General features: G+C 72.9%; 21 protein-coding genes. 15 read left to right on the top strand and 6 right to left on the bottom strand.

Annotated elements, in window-relative coordinates; genetic code table 11:
* The first annotated feature begins 77 nt into the window (after positions 1-77).
* The 3 genes from M8542_RS08455 to M8542_RS08445 all read left to right on the top strand — a co-directional run bounded on the left by M8542_RS08455 (position 78) and on the right by M8542_RS08445 (position 3520).
* Positions 78-1613 (top strand): alpha/beta fold hydrolase, encoded by a 1536-nt coding sequence (locus M8542_RS08455; protein ID WP_257919467.1) that lies wholly within the window; start codon positions 78-80, stop codon positions 1611-1613.
* 102 nt (positions 1614-1715) lie between these two features.
* Positions 1716-2861: a sensor histidine kinase gene (locus M8542_RS08450; RefSeq protein WP_257919466.1), complete on the top strand. Its 1146-nt coding sequence runs from the start codon at positions 1716-1718 to the stop codon at positions 2859-2861.
* Positions 2858-3520: a response regulator gene (locus M8542_RS08445; protein WP_257919465.1), complete on the top strand. Its 663-nt coding sequence runs from the start codon at positions 2858-2860 to the stop codon at positions 3518-3520. The genes M8542_RS08450 and M8542_RS08445 overlap by 4 nt, the downstream gene beginning before the upstream one ends.
* Before the next feature lie 313 nt (positions 3521-3833).
* On the opposite strand, the gene M8542_RS08440 is transcribed toward M8542_RS08445, so the two are convergent.
* Complete coding sequence (locus M8542_RS08440) at positions 3834-4361, bottom strand: helix-turn-helix domain-containing protein (protein WP_257919464.1); 528 nt, start codon at positions 4359-4361, stop codon at positions 3834-3836.
* Between the two features lie 59 nt (positions 4362-4420).
* On the opposite strand from M8542_RS08440, the gene M8542_RS08435 reads away from it, so the two are divergent.
* A complete protein-coding gene (locus M8542_RS08435; RefSeq protein WP_257919463.1) occupies positions 4421-5326 on the top strand; it encodes an alpha/beta hydrolase family protein in 906 nt (301 codons plus the stop codon).
* On the opposite strand, the gene M8542_RS08430 is transcribed toward M8542_RS08435, so the two are convergent.
* Complete coding sequence (locus M8542_RS08430; RefSeq protein ID WP_257919462.1) at positions 5319-5810, bottom strand: hypothetical protein; 492 nt, start codon at positions 5808-5810, stop codon at positions 5319-5321. The two genes, M8542_RS08435 and M8542_RS08430, sit on opposite strands and share 8 nt — an antisense overlap.
* Before the next feature lie 274 nt (positions 5811-6084).
* Here M8542_RS08430 and galE point away from each other — a divergent pair, with 274 nt between their 5' ends.
* Positions 6085-7044: a UDP-glucose 4-epimerase GalE gene (galE, locus tag M8542_RS08425; protein WP_257919461.1), complete on the top strand. Its 960-nt coding sequence runs from the start codon at positions 6085-6087 to the stop codon at positions 7042-7044.
* A 31-nt stretch (positions 7045-7075) separates the two neighbouring features.
* Here galE and M8542_RS08420 read toward each other — a convergent pair whose 3' ends face one another.
* Complete coding sequence (locus M8542_RS08420; protein ID WP_257919460.1) at positions 7076-7936, bottom strand: LysR family transcriptional regulator; 861 nt, start codon at positions 7934-7936, stop codon at positions 7076-7078.
* A gap of 99 nt (positions 7937-8035) precedes the next feature.
* Between M8542_RS08420 and M8542_RS08415 the strand changes: the two genes are divergently transcribed.
* Positions 8036-8872, top strand: a complete 837-nt coding sequence (locus M8542_RS08415; protein WP_257919459.1) for a TIGR03620 family F420-dependent LLM class oxidoreductase — start codon at positions 8036-8038, stop codon at positions 8870-8872.
* On the opposite strand, the gene M8542_RS08410 is transcribed toward M8542_RS08415, so the two are convergent.
* Entirely contained in the window at positions 8857-9594 is a 738-nt protein-coding gene (locus tag M8542_RS08410) for an SDR family oxidoreductase (protein ID WP_257919458.1), read from the bottom strand. The two genes, M8542_RS08415 and M8542_RS08410, sit on opposite strands and share 16 nt — an antisense overlap.
* Positions 9595-9678: 84 nt before the next feature.
* On the opposite strand from M8542_RS08410, the gene M8542_RS08405 reads away from it, so the two are divergent.
* The 7 genes from M8542_RS08405 to M8542_RS08375 all read left to right on the top strand — a co-directional run bounded on the left by M8542_RS08405 (position 9679) and on the right by M8542_RS08375 (position 15248).
* The gene (locus M8542_RS08405) at positions 9679-10359 is read left to right on the top strand and encodes a GntR family transcriptional regulator (RefSeq protein WP_257919457.1); all 681 of its coding nucleotides are present in this window, start codon (positions 9679-9681) and stop codon (positions 10357-10359) included.
* A 230-nt stretch (positions 10360-10589) separates the two neighbouring features.
* The gene (locus tag M8542_RS08400; RefSeq protein ID WP_257919456.1) at positions 10590-11039 is read left to right on the top strand and encodes a MarR family transcriptional regulator; all 450 of its coding nucleotides are present in this window, start codon (positions 10590-10592) and stop codon (positions 11037-11039) included.
* 89 nt (positions 11040-11128) lie between these two features.
* Positions 11129-12358: a cytochrome P450 gene (locus M8542_RS08395; RefSeq protein ID WP_257919455.1), complete on the top strand. Its 1230-nt coding sequence runs from the start codon at positions 11129-11131 to the stop codon at positions 12356-12358.
* Between the two features lie 26 nt (positions 12359-12384).
* A complete protein-coding gene (locus M8542_RS08390) occupies positions 12385-12576 on the top strand; it encodes a ferredoxin (protein WP_257919454.1) in 192 nt (63 codons plus the stop codon).
* Positions 12573-13748 carry an NAD(P)/FAD-dependent oxidoreductase gene (locus M8542_RS08385; protein ID WP_257919453.1) on the top strand — a complete coding sequence of 392 codons (1176 nt, stop codon included), beginning with the start codon at positions 12573-12575 and terminating at the stop codon, positions 13746-13748. The genes M8542_RS08390 and M8542_RS08385 overlap by 4 nt, the downstream gene beginning before the upstream one ends.
* A 28-nt stretch (positions 13749-13776) precedes the next feature.
* A complete protein-coding gene (locus tag M8542_RS08380) occupies positions 13777-14448 on the top strand; it encodes a FadR/GntR family transcriptional regulator (protein WP_257919452.1) in 672 nt (223 codons plus the stop codon).
* On the top strand, positions 14445-15248 hold the full coding sequence (locus tag M8542_RS08375) for an ABC transporter ATP-binding protein (RefSeq protein ID WP_257919451.1): 804 nt from the start codon (positions 14445-14447) through the stop codon (positions 15246-15248). The genes M8542_RS08380 and M8542_RS08375 overlap by 4 nt, the downstream gene beginning before the upstream one ends.
* A gap of 206 nt (positions 15249-15454) precedes the next feature.
* Here M8542_RS08375 and M8542_RS08370 read toward each other — a convergent pair whose 3' ends face one another.
* Positions 15455-17113, bottom strand: a complete 1659-nt coding sequence (locus M8542_RS08370; RefSeq protein WP_257919450.1) for a 2-isopropylmalate synthase — start codon at positions 17111-17113, stop codon at positions 15455-15457.
* A gap of 162 nt (positions 17114-17275) precedes the next feature.
* On the opposite strand from M8542_RS08370, the gene M8542_RS08365 reads away from it, so the two are divergent.
* Positions 17276-18250, top strand: coding sequence for a phosphotransferase family protein (locus tag M8542_RS08365; protein WP_257919449.1), 975 nt, complete (start codon positions 17276-17278; stop codon positions 18248-18250).
* Here the strand turns inward: M8542_RS08365 and M8542_RS08360 are convergent.
* The gene (locus M8542_RS08360; RefSeq protein ID WP_257919448.1) at positions 18247-19140 is read right to left on the bottom strand and encodes an SDR family NAD(P)-dependent oxidoreductase; all 894 of its coding nucleotides are present in this window, start codon (positions 19138-19140) and stop codon (positions 18247-18249) included. The genes M8542_RS08365 and M8542_RS08360 overlap by 4 nt on opposite strands.
* Positions 19141-19242: 102 nt before the next feature.
* Here M8542_RS08360 and M8542_RS08355 point away from each other — a divergent pair, with 102 nt between their 5' ends.
* A complete protein-coding gene (locus M8542_RS08355; RefSeq protein ID WP_257919447.1) occupies positions 19243-19911 on the top strand; it encodes a TetR/AcrR family transcriptional regulator in 669 nt (222 codons plus the stop codon).

The raw sequence follows: 19911 nt of genomic DNA, 5'->3' as shown, positions 1-19911 counted from the left end.
CGCCAAGGTGACTGTCCCCACCGCCCCGCGCTCGCTAACTTCGGCGCCGTCAAAGCGAATCCGAAGGGCGGAGCACCATGCACACACCACGAGGCCACCGGCTGGCCGCGGCCTTGGCGGTCACGACACTGACGGTCCTCGGCGTGGCCGCGTGCGACAGCGCGGACGACGAAGACACCCCCGCGGCACTCAGCTGGGCGCCGTGCCCGGCAGCGGCGCCGGGCACGGCGCGGGACCCCAGGCTCACCTGCGCGAAGGTGCGGGTCCCCCTCGACTACGGCCACCAGGACGGCAGGACGATCGACGTCACGATCTCCAAGCTCCCCGCGACCGACCCGGCGAAGCGCCACGGCGTCCTGCTGCTGAACCCCGGCGGTCCGGCCCTGCCGGGTCTCGACACACCGAGCACGATGGCGCCGACGCTGCCGAAGGCCGTCCTGGACGGCTACGACCTGATCGGCTTCGACCCGCGCGGCGTCGGCACGAGCACCCCGCAGAGCTGTGGGCTCGACAACCCCAGCGTCGCCGCCTTGTTCCCCTACCCGGCCGCCGACGGCTCGATCGACGCGAACGTCCAGGCCGCCCGGGACACGGCCGGGAAGTGCGCGGCGAAGGCCGGGAGCGACCTGCGTTACTTCACCACCGCCAACACCGCCCGCGACCTCGACCGCGTCCGGGATGCGTTGGGGGAGGCCAAGATCTCGTACTGGGGCCAGTCCTACGGCACCTACCTCGGGGCAGTCTACAACGCGCTGTACCCGGACAAGGCCGACCACGTGATCCTGGAAGGCAACGTCGACCCGGCCCATGTCTGGGCAGGGGATGCGCAGAGCTGGGGCAAGGGGATGGCCGACCGGTTCCCCGACGCGGCCGCCGTCGCCGCGGCGCAGAACGCCACCCTCGGCCTCGGCGCCACCCCCGAAGCGGTCACCCGGACGTACTTGGCGCTCGCCGACCGGCTCGACCGCCGCCCGGCTCCGGTGCCGGGCACACCGCAGTCGCTGTCCGGGGCGATGCTGCGTGGTGTCACCTACGCCTTGCTGCTGCACAACAACACACTGCCGGTGCTCGCCCAGGTCTGGAAGGCCGCCGCGGACCTCGCCGACGGTCACCTCACCGAAGCCGACGGCCAGGTGGTCAAGCAGGTGTTCGCCGACTCCCCGGCCGCCCCGGGCGTGCCCGCCGACAACCAGGCGACCATGTTCCTGGCGCTCACCTGCGGCGACGCCGAATGGTCCCACGACGTCGGCGGCTACGCGGCGGCCACCGCCGCCGACCGGAAGGCCTGGCCGCTGACCGCGGGCATGCCGGCGAACATCTGGCCGTGCGCGTTCTGGCCGCAGCCGCTCGAAAAGCCGGTGGCCGTGACCGCCGCCGGCCCGCGCAACACGCTGATCCTGCAGAACCGCCGCGACCACGCCACAACGTGGGACTCGGGCACGGGCCTGCGCCGGATCCTGGGCGAGCGCGCGGCTTTCGTCGGCGTCGACAACGGCGGGCACTACGTCTACCACGAAGGTTCGGCCTGCGCCGACACCGCGACCGTGACCTTCCTCGACACCGGCAAGCTGCCGGAGCGGGACCTCGACTGCACCGACGTAGTCCAGCACTGACCGCGCACCACTCTGCCCCCACCGCCCCGGATTCGTGCCCTCGCGGCCGCCCTTTCCCGGGCGGGCCCCCGGAAACGGCCCAGTCTCGCTAGGCTCCCCGCCATGCCGAAGCTGGGCCGTCTCCGGGAGCGTTGGGCGGGCGTCACCCCGGAAGTCCGCGACGGGGCCCTCGCCGCGGCCGTCACCGCCGCCGCGTTCGTGCCGGGCCTCACGATGATCGGCGCCCAGTTCGGCGACCTGCCGCGGCACGACGGCGGGTTCGCGGCGGTCCTGCTGGTGCTTGGGACGACGCTCCCGCTCGCGGTGCGCAGCCGGTGGCCCGCGGCGACCCTCGCGATCATCGCGACCTGCTTCGCGGCGCACGAAGTGCTCGCGTACTCCCCCACCTTCGGCAGCCTCGCGCTGTACTTCGCGCTCTACTCGGCCGGGGCGCGCGAGGAGCGTCTCCGCCGGACGGTGCCCGCCGCGGCGTCGGCGGGGTACGTCGTCTTCGCGGTTCTGGTCGCCCTGCGCGGATCGCCGTCGGACCTGCTGACCTACCTCGTCTACTACGTGGTGCTGGTCCTGTTCTGGGCGCTGGGCGCGCTGGTCCGGCAGCGGCGGCGGCAGGAGGCCGAACGACGGCGGCTCACCGCCCGCGCCGCGGCGGCGGACGAGCGGGCGCGGCTCGCCCGCGAACTGCACGACGTCGTCACCCACCACGTGACGGCGATGGTGGTCCAGGCCGACGCCGCCCAGTACCTTCCCGCCGAGAGCGTCCCCGAAGTCCTCGCCGCCATCACCGGCTCCGGCCGCGACGCCCTCACCGAACTGCGGTTCCTGCTCGGCGTCCTGGAAGCGACCGGCGCGCGCACCCCGGGCCTGAGCGCCCTGCCCGGCCTGGTCGAGCAGCCGGGCCGGGACGTCGAACTGGTCGAAACCGGCGAACGTCCGGCGCTGCCACCGGAAACCGAGCTCACCGCGTACCGGATCGTGCAGGAAGCGCTGACCAACGCGGCCAAGTACGCCGCCGGCCGGCCCGCGACGGTCCGCGTCGACTACGGCGCGGACCGCCTCGAGGTCGAGGTGACGACCCGCGGCCCGGCGACGGCGCCAGGCGCGCTCGGCTCCGGCGGCCGCGGTCTGGCGGGGTTGCGCGACCGGGTCGACGCACTCGGCGGCCGGTTCACGGCCGGCCCGTCGGACGACGGTTTCCGCGTCAGCGCGCGGTTTCCGACGGAGGCCGTCCCGGTGGGCGGCGACCGGTGATCCGCGTGCTGATTTGCGAGGACCAGCAGCTCATCCGCGCGGGGTACGTGGCGGTGCTCGGCGCCCAGCCGGACATGGAGGTGGTGGGCCAGGCCGGGAACGGCCGCGACGCGGTCACCGAAATCGGCCGGCTGCGCCCGGACGTCGTGGTGATGGACATCCAGATGCCGCTGCTGGACGGGATCGAGGTGACCCGCCGCGTCGCCGGCCCCGACGCGGCGACGCCCGCGAAGGTCCTGGTGGTCACGACGTTCAACGTCGGCCAGTACGTCTACGACGCGCTGCGGGCCGGCGCGAGCGGGTTCCTGCTCAAGGACGCGCCGCTGGACGAGCTCGCCGAAGGGGTCCGCACGGTCGCCCGCGGCGAGTCCCTGCTGTCGCCGGCGGTGACCCGGACACTGATCGGCCGTTACGCGGACCGGATCCAGCCGGTGACCCCGGCCGGCGGCCCCCTGGACCGGCTCGCGCCCCGGGAGCTGGAGGTGCTGAAGCTGATCGCGGGTGGGTTGTCGAACGCCGAGATCGCGGCCGAGCTGGTCATCGGCGTGGAGACGGTGAAGACGTACGTTTCGCGGATCCTGACGAAGCTCGATCTGCGGGACCGGGTGCAGGCTGTGGTGCTGGCTTACCGGACCGGGCTGGTCAGCGCGGCGGGCTGAGCCTTGACCGTCGGCGGGCACGCCGACCGGCTCGAGTCGCGGTCCTGGCTTACCGACCGGGTTCGACGGCACCGTCGGCCGAACCCCACATCGCAAACTCACCGCCTGGGCCCAGCCGCGGCCCGACCCCGAACCGGGCTCGCCGGCACCGTCGGCCGAACCCCACATCGCAAACTCACCGCCCGGGCCCAGCCGCGGCCCAACCCCACCAAACCGGCCACGCCGGCACCGCAACCCGAACCCCACACCGCAAACTCACCGCCCGGGCCCCTGCCGCGGTCCCCCCGAACCGGCCTCGCCAGCGCCGCAACCCTCACGCCTCGGCGGGCATGCCGACCAGGCTGATCATCCGCCGGCTGCGCCCATCCCCCGGATCGCGGCCGAGCCGGGCCGTCACCGCCGCATGCACCTCCGCCACCAGCTCCGCCATCTCGGCGTCGGTCAGCCACAGCGCCGCCTGCTGGTAGGTCACGCCGTCGGCCGCCGGGTCGGCCGGCTCCGTCGCGAGGTAGTGGTCGAAGTCGGCCAGCAGCCCGCCGGCGAAGGCCGTGAACGCGCGCCGGTGGTCCTCGGTCGTCATCGCCGCTCGGGCCTCGGGGCCGAGTTCGGCGTGCTGCCACGACACCCGGTAGGTGCGCTCGACCGCGCCGCGGACGCGCTTCTCGTCCAGCACCTCCAGCACGCCCGCGGCCGCCAGCGCCCCGACGTGCCGGTACATCGTCGCCGGCGGGATGTCCGGCAGCCGCTCGCGGAGCTGGGCCGTCGTGGCCGGGTGGCCGTCCAGGAAGGTGCGCAGGATCCGGAGGCGGACCGGGTGCAGCAGCAGGTCGAGCGTCGTCATGGACACATCATTACCTCCTCTGATACTTTTATCAAAACTGATAACAATGGAGGTCGGCGATGATCGAGGCGGAACCCCAGGTGGCGAGGCGGATCGAACTGGCCGCACCGGCGGCGGACGGCGTGGCGCTCGCGGGCACCCTCACCCTGCCCGCCGGGCCCGGCCCGCACCCCGCGGTGCTCTGCCTGCCCGGCTCCGGCAAGCTAGACCGCGACTCCAACACCCCCAAGCTGCGGCTGGACCTGGGCCGTCCGCTGGCCGAAACCCTGGCCCGGCACGGCATCGCGTCCTTCCGCTTCGACCGCCGCGGCGTCGGCGCCACCCCCGGCGACTGGCACACGGTGGGCTTCCTGGACAACCGCGCCGACGCCGCGGCCGCGTTGCAGGCGGTGCGCGAGCACCCGGAAGTGCGCGGACGCGCCGTCGGCGTGCTGGGACACAGCGAAGGCGCGGTCCACGCGATGTGGCTGGCGGCCCACGCGCACCCCGCGGCGGCGGTGCTGCTCGCGGGGTACGCCCGCCGAGGCGAGGCGGCGGTCCGGTGGCAGGGCGCCCGGCTGGCACCGCGCGTGACCCACCCGCTGCTGCGTCGCGTGGGCGCGAAACAGCTGGCCCGGCTATCGGCGACCACGACCGACGCGGCGCGCGTCGGCGGCATCCGCGTCAACGCCAAGTGGTGGCGCGAACAGCTGGCCTACGACCCGCGGCCGGACCTGAGCCGCGTCAACGCCCCGGTCCTGGCGCTCACGGGTGAGAAGGACACCCAAGTCGACCCGGCCGACCTGGACGTGATCGCGAACCTGGTGCCGGGGGCGCAAACCCATCGCATCCCGGACCTGACCCACATCCTCCGGCGCACCGACGGCCCCGGAACGGTGTTCGGCTACCGCAAGCTGCTGCGCCGGCCCGTCGAGGAGGACGTGCTGACCGGTATCGCGCAGTGGCTGGCCGAACGGCTCACTTGACCCGGTACCACTTTCCGTCACGCAGTTCCATGACGGCGTCGTTCAGTTCGGTTTCGATGAGCTCGACGTCGACTTTGACCGCCCCGGTGGGAATCTCGACCCGCGTCGGCGATTCGGTGATGCCGGCCTTGTCCACTTTGGCGCCCCGCATCGCCTTCATTTCGTCCGGGTCGTACATCCCGAACTGGATCTTCATGGACTGTTCGCAGGGTCCGCTGCTGCCACGCGACTCCTCGGCGGCGGGCCGGCCGATTTCGCAGGCCGTGGCGACGTCCCGGTTGCCGATCGCGTGCAGGTAGGTCTCGTACCGCCCGACGGCGTCGTCGCCCACCGGTTCGGTCGTCGGCTGAGCCTTCGAGGTCCCGCCGGATTTCGCCGTCGCGGCCGAGGACGTGGCGGCGCCCGAGCTGTCGCCTCCCCCTGAACAACCCGCGATCAGCAGAGCGACACCGGCGGCGACCAAGGGGAAGGCACGAAAGGACATGGAAGCTCTTTCAAGATCGGGGACAACGCCGGGCCGAGAGTAGCGCCGGCACCAGGCAAGAGTGACACTTTTCCGCAATTTGCCACCGATGAGGCTCCGCTGGGTGTCACCCGAGACGGTGGCGTGGGCCCGCGACGCTGCACTGCCGGCGGTGCGTGGGCCACGACAGCGTTGCGCGTCGTCGACCGCGAGTACCCCGTCCTCATCGTCCCGGGCGGCTGACCGCCGGGCATCGCTAGACTTCCCGCGTCGATCGACGAGGGAGGAACACGCGGTGAGACTGCTGGTCACGGGTGGCGCGGGCTACATCGGGAGCGTGGTGACGCGGGCCCTGCTGGCGTCCGGGCACGAGGTCGAGGTGCTGGACGACCTGTCGACCGGTCACCGCGAGAGCGTTCCGGACAGCGTCGTGTTCCACCGGTTGTCCGTGCACGACGCCGCCCGGGTGCTGACTCCCGAAGCGGGCTTCGACGGGGTTCTGCACTTCGCCGGCCGCATCGAGGTCGCGGAGTCCGTGGCGAGGCCGGATCTCTACTGGGACGTCAACGTGCGTGGCTCCCTCGCCCTGCTGGAGGCGATCCGGACGGCGCGCGTCCCCCGGATGATCTTCTCGTCGACCGGCTCGATGTACCGCGGCGACGGCGACGAGAAGCTCGCCGAGACCGCCCGGGTGGAGCCACGCAATCCTTACGCGGCCAGCAAACTCGTGGTCGACCTGATGCTGGCCGCGGAAGCCACGGCGTTCGGCCTCGGCGCGACGAGCCTGCGCTACTTCAACGCGGCGGGCGCCGTCGGCGCGCTCGGCGAACGGCACGATCCGGAAAGCCACCTCATCCCCATCGTGCTGCAGGTCGCCGCGGGCAAGCGGGAGCGGCTGCAGATGTACGGCACCGACTACCCGACCCCGGACGGCACGTGCGTGCGCGACTACATCCACGTCGCCGACCTGGCCGCGGCGCACGTCCTGGCCCTGGAAGCGATCGAGCCCGGCCGCCACGAGGTCTACAACCTCGGCAACGGCAACGGTTACACCAACATGCAGGTGGTGGCAGCGGCCCGTGAAGTCACCGGGCACCCGATCCCGGTGGTGCTCGCCCCTCGCCGGGACGGCGACGCGGTGATCACCGTCGCGAGCAGCGAGAAGGCGCAGAAGGACCTCGGCTGGCAACCGGCCAAGCCGGACCTGCGTGACATCGTCGCGGACGCCTGGGCCTTCCACACCGGACACCGCTAAGCCACGTCCACTATGGACAGAACAGCCGGGTTCAGTCGCGGAAGGCGGCCACCGCGCACTCCGCGCCACTGCTCGCCTGACCCGGCGCGACGACCACGCTGCCGGCGATCGTGATCGCCGGCTCGAGCGGGATCGAACGAACCCGCGTCGAACGGATCTCGGCGACCTGGTCGGCCGGCAGCACCGTCCAGCTGCGGGGATCCGATCCGACTTCGACGACCGTGTCCTGCACCGTGCCGGTCGGCCGGCCCGCCGCCGGGCAGAGGCCCGTGTCGTGCAACGCCTGGGCCAGCGCGTCGTGCAGGAGCGGGTCGTGTTCGCGGGCGGGGAACCGCAGCGTGTCGCCGGCCAGGTCGGCGAGGGCGACGGTGCGGCGAGCCGCGGCCGGGTGGTGCCGGGACACCACCGCGAACAGGCGCTCGGTCCACGTCGGCAGCACGACGAGCCCGGGCACCGAGCGCACGCCGCGAGTCAGCGCCAGGTCGAGCTCGCCCTGCCGGAGCGCGTTGAGCCGGGCCTCGACGGGGAGGTCGACCAGCACGACGTCGAACTCCGGCGCCCGCTCGCGGAGGGCGTCGATGCCGCGTTCCAAGCGGGCGGTCATGCCCGCGGCGGTGCCGATGCGCACCGTCGTCATGACCTGCTTCGCCGCGATCCGCACCTGGCCGGCCGCGGCCAGCGTGCTGCGTGCCGCCTCGAGCACCCGCTCTCCGGCCTCGGTGAGCCGGACCCGCCGCGGCGACCGGTCGAGAAGACGGACCCCGAGCTCGCGCTCCAGCCGGGCGATCTGCTGGCTGACGGCGGGCTGCGCGATGTGCAGCCGCTCGGCGGCCCGGCCGAAGTGCAGTTCGTCGGCGACGGTGACGAAATAGCGCAACGCGCGCAGCTCCATGAGTTCCCACCCGGCCGGTCTCGACGATAAGGGAAGCTTATCGCAGCACGTCGGAGCTGACGCTGGCCCGCGGCGCCGGCCGGTGGTGAAGTCGTGATCATGACCATCGAACCGGGATCGCTCGGCGCCTACCTGACTGCCGCCGAGGCGACCGCGACGGACGCCGTCGCACTGGAAGAAGCCGGGTACGGCGCGATCTGGCTGGCCGCGTCGCCGGCGGCCGACCTGCTCGTGGCGGAGCGGCTGCTCGACGCCACCGACCGGATCGTGGTGGGCACCAGCGTGCTCAACGTGTGGCAGGCCGACGCGGAAACCATCGCCGCCGCCTACCACCGGATCGCGGCCAAGCACGCCGACCGGCTCCTCATCGGCATCGGCGCCGGGCACCGGGAGGTCGACGCCGGGTACGCGTCGCCGCTGGCGAAGGTCGCGAGCCACCTGGACGTCCTGACCGCGGCCGGCGTCCCCGCCGAGCGCGTGCTGCTGGCCGCGCTCGGCCCCAAGATGCTCCGGCTGGCGGCCGAGCGCGCCGCGGGCACGCTCACGCTCCAGGTGACGCCCGAGCACACCCGCCGCGCCCGGGCGGCGCTCGGCCCGGCCAAGCTGGTGATCCCCGGGCACGGCGTGCTGCTCGACACCGATGTCGAGCGGGCCCGGGAAACCGGCCGGGCCAGGGTGCGGCCCATGCTCGGCATCGCCAACTACGCCAACAACCTCCGGCGGATCGGCTACACCGACAAGGATCTCACCGAGCCGTTCAGCGACCGGCTGGTCGACGCGCTGGTGCTCCACGGCGACGAGGCCGCGGTGGCGGCAGGCGTGCGCGCGGAGCTGGCGGCCGGCGCGAGTCAGGTCGGGCTGCACGCCATGGGTGAAGACCCGATCGGCGTGCTGCGCGCGGTCGCCCGCGAAGCGCGGGTTCAGCGAGCGGTGTAAGCGCCGCCGTTGACGTGGACGACCTGGCCGGTGATGTGCCCGGATCCCTGGCCCGCCAGGAAGAACACCGTGTCCGCGGTCTCGGCGGGGGTGCCGGGCCGCTGGTCGAACGCCACCGAGACCCGCGCCTTGACCCACTCCTCGGTCACCGTGCCCTGGAAGAACTCGGTGTCCACCGTGACACCGGGGGCGACGATGTTGGCGCTGATGCCGCGGCCACCCAGCTTCCGGGCCAGCTCGACGTTCCACGCTTCGAGGGCCGCCTTGGCCGCGCCATAAGACCCGGAGCCCTGCTTCGCCGCGATCGAGCCGATCGTGACGACGCGGGCGCCGTCGGCGAGCCGGGGTGCGAGGGCTTCGGTCGTGAGCACGGCGGTGAGCACGTTGGCGTCGAAGTTCGCGCGCCACGCCGCGGCGATCCCGGCGAGGTCGCCGGGTTCGACCGGCGGCCGTTGCCGGTCGGTGTTGCCGCCGGCGTTGTTGACCAGCACGTCGACCGCGGGCGGCAGCTCCGCCAGCGCGTCGCGGACCGCCCCCGGGTCGGCGGCGTCGAACACCACGTGCCGGACGCCGAGTTCGGCGGCGGTGCCGGCCAGGACGTCGGCGCGGCGGCCGGTGATCGTGACGTCGTCGCCGGCCGCGGCGAAGCGGGCGGCGGTGGCGGCGCCGATGCCGGTGCCGCCTCCGGTGACGACGACGGTGCGGGGCTGAGTTCGAGGCATGGGCCCTTTCTAGAGCCGCGTACTCGATAAGTCAACAGATGTTCGAACATCTAGCCTGACCTCGAAGCTGTGTAAGGTGACCGCATGGCACCACCGGCGGCTTCCAAGACGCGCACCGACGACGTGTACGCCGGGCTGCGCGCCGACATCCTCGGCGGCGTCCTGGCGCCGGGCGAACGACTGAAGTTCCGGCCGCTCTGCGCGCGCTACACCGCCAGCGTGAGCCTGGTCCGCGAAGTGCTGAGCCGGCTCGCCGAGCAGGGACTCGTGCGCGCGAACCCGCAGGTCGGCTTCCAGGTGACCCCGATCTCCGAGACGGACCTGCTGGACCTGACCACCACCCGGGTCGACATCGAAGGCCTGGCGTTGCGCCGAGCCGTCGAGCGCGACGACCTGACGTGGCGGTCGAAGGTCGTCGCGGCGCACTACACGCTGGCGAACACGCTCCGCCGCGACCCGGCCGACCCCGGGCGCGTGACGCCGGACTGGGAAGCCGCGCACGCGCAGTTCCACGACGTGCTGCTCGCCGGCTGCGGCAGCGAGCGCCTCTACGCCATCGCACGGGGCCTGCGCGACAGCGCGAAGCTCTACCGGCGCTGGTCGGAGGCACTCGACGAGCAGGACCGCGAGCGCGACCCGGCGGCGGAGCACGCGGCCATCACCGAACATGCGCTCGCGGGCGACGCGGACCGGGCCGTCGCGGCGCTGGCCGGGCACATCCGCCTGACCACCGACCTGATCTTGAAGGCCCGGCCGGCGAGCTGACCAGGCGTCGCGCCGGAGGAGCCGCCGAGGGAGGATCCCGGCGAGCCGGCGTTCGTCCTGCGCTGTCGGCCGCGCGAGCTAACTACATAGTTAGCCTATCCAAAATTTTGAGACATCTCGGCGGTGTGTCCGGTTTGACCTGCGGCCGTTCCAGTGAACCCACCACACAGCGTGTGATCGACCGCACGGTACGTTAGACAGCAACATAATCCAGTGATACAAGTTGAGGTATGGACGAAACCGCGGACGCGCTGGACGAGATGATCAGCCTCGTCGTCCGCCACCTGAGCGACCGGGCGAGCCTGTCGATGACGGCGCTGGCCTGCCTGGCACGGCTCCACCACGAAGGCGCCCTCCGGCTCACGACGCTCGCGACCGCGGAAGGCGTCAGCCAGCCGTCGATGAGCCAGCTCGTCCAGCGCCTCGAGCGCCAAGGCTTGGTGACCCGGATCAGCGACCCCGAAGACGGCCGCGCCTCCCTCGTCGCGCTCACCGATCCCGGCCGCACGCTGCTCGCCGACCGGCGCCGCGACCGCCACGAACGGCTCGCCGAACTGCTCGCGACCTTGCCCGCCGAGGACGCGGCGACGCTGAGACTGGCGATGAACGTCGCCCTGCCGGTGGTCCGCCGGCTCGTCGACGCGGCTCGCGACCCGAGCCCGGCCACCGCCAAGGCCTGACCGCCACCCGGCTCGCCGGGGGTTCCCGCACGCGCACAGTCGCTCACTGCAGGTAGGCGACCGCCTACCGAAAGTCCGAAGGGAGCACCATGACCACTTCGCTCGAGCCGGACCGGTCGACGCTGCCGGAGTACCCGGCGCCCCGGGCGCGGGGTTGCCCGTTCGACCCCTCCCCCGAGATCCGCGGGCTGCAGCAAACGGCGCCGATCACGCGGATCCGGCTGTGGGACGGCAGCACGCCGTGGCTGGTCACGCGGCACGAAGACGTGCGCGCCCTGCTGGGTGACCGGCGGGTGAGCGCGAACCCGACCCTGCCCGGCTACCCGAGCTCCAGCCCGGGCATGGTCGCCCGGCGCAGCCACGCCCGCACCTTCATCTCCATGGACGACCCGGACCACGCTCGCCTGCGGCGGATGGTGACCGCGCCGTTCGCGGTCAAGCGGATCGAGGCGATGCGCCCGGCCGTCCAGCGGGTCGTGGACGGGCTGCTCGACGACCTGCTGGCCGGGCCGAAACCGGCGGACCTCGTCCAGGCGTACGCGCTGCCGGTGCCGTCGCTGGTCATCTGCGAGCTGCTCGGCGTGCCCTACACCGACCACGACTTCTTCCAGCGCAACAGCCGGCTGCTGGTCAAGCGCGACACCAGCCCCGAGGACTCGGTCGCCGCGCAGCAGCGGCTGGTCGGCTACCTCGACGACCTGATCGCCCGCAAGCTCGCCGAGCCCGCCGACGACCTGCTCTCCGACCTCGCCGAGCAGCGCGTCCGCACCGGCGAGCTGACCCGGCGCGAGGCCGCGGCGATGGGCATGCTGCTGCTGGTGGCCGGGCACGAGACCACGGCGAACATGATCGCCCTCGGCACCGCGGCCCTGCTGCAGCACCCGGACCAGCTGGCGGCGCTGCGCGAAACCGAAGACCCGAAGCTGGTCGCCGGCGCGGTCGAGGAGATGCTGCGCTACCTCACCATCGTCCACATGGGACGCCGCCGCGTCGCGCTCGACGACATCGACCACGGCGGCGTGACGATCCGCGCCGGTGAGGGCATCGTGCTGGCCGGGGAGATCGGCAACCGCGACCCCGAGGTCTTCGCCGACCCCGACAAGCTCGACATCACCCGCGACGCCCGCCGCCACGTCGCGTTCGGCTTCGGCGTGCACCAGTGCCTCGGCCAGCCGCTGGCCCGGGTGGAGCTGCAGGTCGCCTACGCGAGCCTGTTCCGCCGCGTGCCGACGCTCCGGCTGGCCACCAGCGTCGAAGAGCTGCCGTTCAAGCACGACGGCCAGGTGTACGGCGTCTACGAGCTGCCCGTCACCTGGTGACCTGACTGTCCATCGAGGAGGAAATCATGAAGGTGATCGTCGACCAGGAAGCCTGCGTCGCGTCCGGGCAGTGCGTGCTCGCCGCGGACACCGTCTTCGACCAGGACGACGACGGGATCGCCGTGCTGCTCCAGGAAAACCCGTCGGCAGAAGTCGCCGCCGACGTCCGCGAGGCGGCCGCGATCTGCCCGGCGCTGGCCATCCGGATCGAGGAATGAGCACTCGGCACGTGGTCGTGGCCGGGGCGTCCGCCGCCGGCCTGACCACGGCCGAGAACCTGCGCAAACGCGGCTACGCCGGGAAACTGACGCTGGTCGGCGCCGAGCCGCACCTGCCCTACGACCGGCCGCCGCTGTCCAAGCAGATCCTGGCCGGCACGTGGGCGCCCGAACGCGTCCGGCTTCGCGAACCGGACGTCCTGGCCGGGCTCGACGCGACCTTGCTGCTGGGCCACCGGGCGACCGGCCTCGACCTCGCCACGCGGCGGATCTCCCTGGACGACGGCACTCGGCTCGGCTTCGACACCCTGGTCGTCGCCACCGGCGTGACCCCGCGGTCGCTGCCCGGCGCCGACCTCGACGGCGTGCACCGGCTGCGCATCCTCGACGACGCGCTCGCCCTGCGCGCCGGGCTGCTCGCCGGCCCGAAGGTGGTGGTCGTCGGCGCGGGGTTCCTCGGCGCCGAGGTCGCCGCCGTGGCCCGCGCGATGGGGCTGGACGTCACGCTGCTCGACCCGCTCCCGGTGCCGATGCGGCGCCAGTTCGGCGACCGGATCGGCGAGCTGGTCGGCCGGCTGCACCGCGACCACGGCACCCGGCTGCGCTGCGGCACCGGCGTGGCCCGGTTCCTCGGCCGCGGCGGGCGGGTCGTGGGGGTGGAGCTGGCCGACGGGTCCACTGTGGACGCCGACCTGGTGCTCGTCGCCGTCGGCTCGATCCCGGCGACCGGCTGGCTCAAGGGCTCGGGCCTGCCGCTGGGCGACGGCGTCGAGTGCGACGAGTACGGCCAGGCCGCGCCCGGGGTGTACGCGGCGGGCGACGTCGCGTCGTGGCCGAACGGCCACTTCGGCGTCCGGCTGCGGCTGGAGCACCGGATGAACGCGACCGAGCAGGGCATGGCGGTCGCGGCCGCGATCGTCGGCGAGGCGAAGCCCTTCGCACCGGTGCCGTACTTCTGGAGCGACCAGTACGACACGAAGATCCAGGCCTACGGCATCTTCCCCGAAGACGCCCGGGTGAGCGTCCTCGACGGCACGTTCGAAGACCGCAAGTTCGTCGCGGCGTACCTGCGCGACGACACGGTGGTGGGGGTCCTGGGCTGGAACGACCCGCGCGGGACGCGTGCGGCGCGCAAGCTCGTCGCGGACCGCGCGACTCCTCAGATAAGCTGACGACCAAACGTCAGCTCGAGGAGGTCCGGTGCCCCCGGTGCAACGCCGTCCGTTGGCCACGCAGGTGGCGGAAGCGCTGTTGGAGCGCGTCCGCGCCGCCGAGTGGCCGATCGGGCACAAGCTGCCCAGCGAAGCCGCGCTCGCCGCACAGCTGGGCGTCGGACGCTCGACGCTGCGCGAGGCCGTGCGCGAGCTCGCCGCCAAGGGCGTGCTGGACTCCCGGCAGGGCGCGGGTGTCTTCGTCACCGCGCTCGAAGCAGGCGAGGACCGGGACGCGGTGCTGCGCCGGGCGTCCGTGCTCGCCGTCATCGAGGCGCGGGTGGCGATCGAGGCCGAGGCCGCGGCCCTGGCCGCCGAGCGCCGGACACCCGCCGAACTGCGCGCGATCCGGCGGGCGCTCGACGGGCGCGCGTTCCGGGACCAGCCCCTCGAGGAGTACGTCGACGCCGACACGGCGTTCCACCGCACGGTGATCGTCGCCGCGCACAACGACGTGCTCGTGGACCTGTTCGACAGCTTCATCCCGCGCATCCGCAAGGCGATGGTCGACATGCTCCGCGTCCGCCCGCCCGGCACGTCGCACGACACCGACCACGCCGCCCACGCCGACCTCGTGACGGCTATCGCCGACCGCGAAGCGGCCGCGGCGGCCGCGCACAGCCGCGCCCACCTGACGACACTGAAGCGAGCGTTCTCATGAGGCCCGTCCTGGCGCTGTCCGACGTCACGTTCCGCCGGCAGGGCAAGGAAATCCTGCACGGCGTGAGCTTCACGGTGCGGTCCGGCGAGCACTGGGCGCTGCTCGGCCCGAACGGCGCGGGCAAGAGCACGATCCTCGGCTTCTGCGGCGCGGTGACCCACCCGACGACGGGCACGGTGCACGTCCTGGGCGAACGCCTCGGCCGGGTCGAGCTGCAGGCGCTGCGCCGCGCGATCGGGCACGTGAACCCGCGCCACCCGCTGCGGTCGCCGCTGACCGTGCGCGAGGTCGTCCTGACGGGGATCACCGGCAGCGTCGACCTCCCGCCCCGCTGGCGCCCCACCCCCGACGACCTCGTCAAGGCCGACGCGCTCATCCGCGGCCTCGGCCTGACGAGGATGGCGGAGGAGCGCTGGCCGACGTTGTCGCAAGGCGAGCGCGGCCGGGCGCTGGTGGCGCGGGCGCTCAGCTGCGACCCGCGGCTGCTGCTGCTCGACGAGCCCGCCACCGGGCTCGACGTCGCCGCGCGCGAGCAGCTCATCGAAACCCTCGACCTGCTCGGCGAAACCCACCCGGCCGTCGCGTCGATCCTGGTGACCCACCACCTGGAGGAGCTCCCGGCCACGACGACCCACGCCATGCTGGTGGCACACGGCCGGGTCGTCGCGGCCGGCCCGGCCGCCGAGGTCGTCACGACCGAGCACGTCTCGGCGGCCTTCGAGCACCCGATCCAGGTGGGCCGCCACGACGGCCGGTGGGTGGCCCGCGCTGGGCGGCAGGCCGCGGTCGCGGCCCGCTGAGCCGCCATCGGCCCCGCCATCACCGTCCGCCGCGGTCACGGCGACACGACAGCCGATCGGCAGCCCGAGCCGTTCGGCAACCCGCAGTCGCGGACCACTGAGCCATCATCGCCCGCGCCACCACCATCCGCCGCGGTCACGGCGACACGACAGCCGATCGGCAGCCCGAGCCGTTCGGCAACCCGCGGCCCGCTGAGCCGCTGACCTCACCGCACCGGCACCCGATCCGCCGCCTGCCGGTTGGCCGCCGCGACCACGGCCGCGATCGTGGCGGCGGGCACCGAGTCCCCCGTCCCCACCGCCCAAGCGGCTCGCCCGTGGTGGCGGTACTCCAGGAAACTGATCGCCTCGGCAGCGCTCCCCGCCTCGAGGGACTGCTGGGTCAGCGACAGCACGTCGACTCCGTGCCCGGCATCGGCGAGTAGCCCGGTGACCGCCTCGACGGTGCGGCCGGCCGCCGTCGAGGCCGTCGCGAACTCCGCCACCACGACCGGACCGGAGGGCGCGTAGACCTCGTGGAACAACGCCCACAATTGCGCGGCGGTGACCTCCTGCCCACCAAGGTCGGTGTGCCGCTGGACGTGCCGGGCGAAGTCGATCTGCAGGCGGCGGGGCAGCTCGACGCCGTACCCCGTCTCCAGCAGGTGGGCGATGCCGCCCTTCCCGGACTGGCTGTTCACCCGGATGACCGCCTCGTAGCCGCGGCCGAGGTCGGCCGGGTCGACGGGCAGGTACGGCACCCGCCACGCCAGCTCGTGCTCGGGGATCCCACTCGCGGCCGCCCGCGCGCGGTGCTCGGCGAGGCCCTTCCTGATGGCGTCCTGGTGCGTCCCCGAAAACGCCGTGTGCACCAGATCGCCGACGTACGGATGCCGTTCGTGGACCGGGATCCGGTTGCAGTCTTCGACGATCCGGCGGATCTCGTCGATGCCCGAAAAGTCGATCATCGGGTCCACGCCCTGCGCGTGGAGGTTGAGCGCGAGCGTGGCGATGTCCACGTTCCCGGTGCGCTCGCCGTTGCCGAACAGGCAGCCCTCGACGCGTTGCGCGCCGGCGAGCACCGCCAGCTCCGCGCACGCGATCCCGGTGCCGCGGTCGTTGTGCGGGTGCACGGACAGGATCACCGACTCGCGCCGGGCGAGGTTGCGGTGCATGTACTCGATCTGGTCGGCGTACACGTTCGGCGTCGCGATCTCGACGGTCGCCGGCAGGTTGAGGATCACCGGCCGGTCCGGCGCCGCGTCCCACAGCCCGGTCACCGCGTCGCAGATCTCGAGCACGTAGTCCGGCTCGGTCAGGTTGAAGACCTCCGGCGAGAACTCGAACCGCACGTTCGGCAGGTCGCCGGCGAGCGCCAGGACGTCGCGGCCGGCGGCGGTGATCGTCTCCCGCAGCCCGGCGCGGTCCAGGCCGAGCACGACGTCGCGCCACGTCGGCGCGGTCGCGGTGTAGAGGTGGATGACGACGTCGTTGCGCACGCCGCGGATCGACTCCACCGTGCGTTCGATCAGGTCGCGCCGGGCCGGGGTGAACACGACGACGGTGACGTCTTCGGGCGCGAGATCGGTTTCGGCGATCAGACGGACGAAGTCGTAGTCGGTCTGCGAGGCGGACGGGTAGCCGACCTCGATCTCCTTGTAGCCCATGCGCACCAGCAGCTCGAAGAACCGCCGCTTGCGCGCGGGGTCCATCGGCTCGGCGAGGGCCTGGTTGCCGTCCCGCAGGTCGACCGGCACCCACAGCGGCGCGGCGGTCAGCTCGCGGACCGGCCAGCTCCGGCCGGTGAGCGGCACGGCGACCCGGTCGTACACGTTCCGGTAGCGGTGCGAGGGCATCCCCGACGGGCGTTGCTTGTTCCAGGACATGGTTGTGGCTCCTCCGAAGTCCGGCGACGACCGGCGCGCACGACGACCCACGGCGGGGAGCCGGTCGGATCAGACCCCGCCGTGGCGACGAAGAAGCAGCACGTCCCACATCACGATGCCGACCCTAGCGCCTGACAACTCCTCAGACAAGCAGGTGACCTGATGAACCAGGGGTTGGCGCGCGCGACCAGCCCGTGCGACCATCCCCCGGTGCCGGCTCGCGAGCGTGTCGTGGATCCCGACCACCTCGCCCGGTGGTGCCTCGACCACCTCGGCAGCTCACCTGTCGAAGAACTGTTCAGCTCGGGGCACCTTTCCGTCGTCCTCGGGCTCCGGCTGGCGGACGGCCGCGCGGTGGTGGTCAAGGTTCGGCCGCGGTCGCCGCGGGTCGCGGCGTGCGTCGACGTCCAGCGGCGGCTGTTCCAGGCCGGGTACCCGTGCCCCCGGCCGCTCACCGACGCCCTCGCCTTCGGCGACGACGTCGCGACCGCGGAAACCTACGTCCCGGGCGGCGCCGCGCTCCCCGGCGCCGACCGTGCGGCCTCGGTCTTCGCCGAGGCGTTCGCGCGGCTGATCCGGCTGGCGCCCCGGCCGGCCGAAGTGTCCACACTGGACCCGGCACCGTCGTGGGCGGACTGGGACCAGGGCGAGGACAGGCTGTGGCCGACCCCGGAGGAGCGTGCGCTCGACCTCGACGCGGTGCCCGGCGCGGAGTGGATCGACGAGGCCGGCCGCCGGGCCCGCGACCGGCTGCGAGCCGGCGGGTCCGACCCGGTGATCGGCCACTGCGACTGGCTCGCCGGCAACCTGCGCTGGAGCAGCGACGACCTGCTGGTGGTGCACGACTGGGACAGCGTGATCACCGAAAGCGAAGCGGTCCTGGTCGGCTTCGCCGCCGCGCTGTACTCGACCGTCGACCCGGACCGATCGGCCACCGTCGAAGACACCGAACGGTTCCTCGCCGCATATGGCCGCGCACGCGGCCGGCCGCTGGACACCGACGAACGCGAACGCTCGTGGGCGGCGGGCGTCTGGACCCGGGCGTACGACGCCAAGTTCCAGCACGCGGCCGGGCACCCCGTGCTGTCACTGTCCGAAGTAGACGCTCGCGAACGCCTGCGCCGCGCGCACGCCTAGACGGGGAACTTCACGCCCGTCAGCTCCTCGGACACGGCCCAGAGGCGACGCTGCAAGCCGTCGTCGTAGGACTGGGCGCTCGAGGTGACCAGGCGCGGATATCCCCTGGCCTCGAACCGGCCGCCGGGGCCGTAGTACTGGCCGCCGAGGACGGCCGGGTCGGTGGCCGCGCGCAGGGTGGGCAATGCGCCCATCGACGCCTTCTGGGTGATCGCCGGCGCGAGCCAGGTCAGCGGCAGGCGGACGAGCGCCGGGGCGTTGCGGGCGAGCTCGGTGTCGGACGCGCCGGGGTGCGCGGCGACCGCGGCGGTGCTGCCGTGCGCCGCGAGGCGCCGCTGCAGCTCGTAGGTGAAGAGCAGGTTGGCGAGCTTGGCCTGCCCGTACGCGCCGACGCGGCTGTAGGACCGTTCCCACTGCAGGTCGTCGAAGTGGATCGCGGCCCGGATGCGGTGGCCGACGCTGCTGACCGTCACCACCCGGGAGCCGGCCGCCGGCAGCATGAGGTCCAGCAGCAGTCCGGTGAGCGCGAAGTGCCCCAGGTGGTTGGTGCCGAACTGCAGCTCGAAGCCGTCGCGGGTGGTCTGCTTCGGCGTGTACATCACCCCGGCGTTGTTGATCAGCAGGTCGATCCGCGGGAACCGGTCGCGCAACCCGGCCGCCGCGGCGCGGATCGAGTCCAGCGACGCCAGGTCCAGGGCCTGCACGGTGACCTCGCCGCTCATCCGCGCGGCGGCCCGCTTCCCCTTCTCGACGTCGCGCACGGCGAGCACCACGGACGCGCCGCGCTCGGCGAGCACCCGGGCCGTTTCGAAGCCCAGGCCGGTGTTCGCGCCGGTCACCACGGCCACCCGGCCACGCTGCCCGGGAACTTCCTGTTCGGTCCACTTCATGACCTGCTCCTTATGTACCACCAGTACATTACTGCGGTCGAAGATAAGGGACCGACGGTACACTGTCAAGGGACCGGTGGTACCTAAGCTAGGCTGGTGGTCATGACCTTCCAGCGGGCGCGCAGCGAGGAGCAGCGCGAGATCCGGCGCCGGGCGATCCTCGACACGGCCGCGTCGATGCTCGACGAGATGCCGGTGGCCGACGTGAGCCTCAACGAGCTGAGCCGGCGCGCCGGCTTGGCGAAGTCGGCGCTGTCGCGGTACTTCGAGTCACGCGAGGCGGTGCTGCTCGAGCTGCTGGACTACTTCCTGCAGACCTGGCTGGCCGAGCTGCCCGCCGAACTGGCCGCCGGCGTCGACGCGAACCTGCCCGCCGAGCAGCGGGCCGCGCGGCTGGCCGAGACGCTCAGCCGCTCGCTGGCCGACCGGCCCGTGCTGTGCGACCTGTTCGGCGCCCAAGGTGGCGTGCTGGAGCACAACATCACCCTCGAAGTCGCCCTGCGCCACAAGCGAACCTCACTCGAAGCCCTGGCGACCATGACCGATCTGATTCACCGCCATCTGCCCGAACTCGGCGACGGCGCACAGCCGTTCTGCCTGCTCACGATGGTCCTGGCCGGCGCGTTGTCGGCCTACTGCCCGCCGCCGCCCGCCGTCCTCGCGGTCTACGAGGCCGACCCGTCGCTGGCGGTGGTGGGCTCGGACCTGCGCGACGCGCTCCGGCAAGGACTCGGCGCCGCGCTGCTGGGCGTCCTCCCCCGCACCGGCTGA

It is taken from the genome of Amycolatopsis iheyensis (assembly GCF_024703995.1).
GTDB lineage: Bacteria > Actinomycetota > Actinomycetes > Mycobacteriales > Pseudonocardiaceae > Amycolatopsis > Amycolatopsis iheyensis.
The sequence above is the reverse complement of the archived record's forward strand: the minus strand, read 5'-3'. Positions and strand labels throughout refer to the sequence as shown.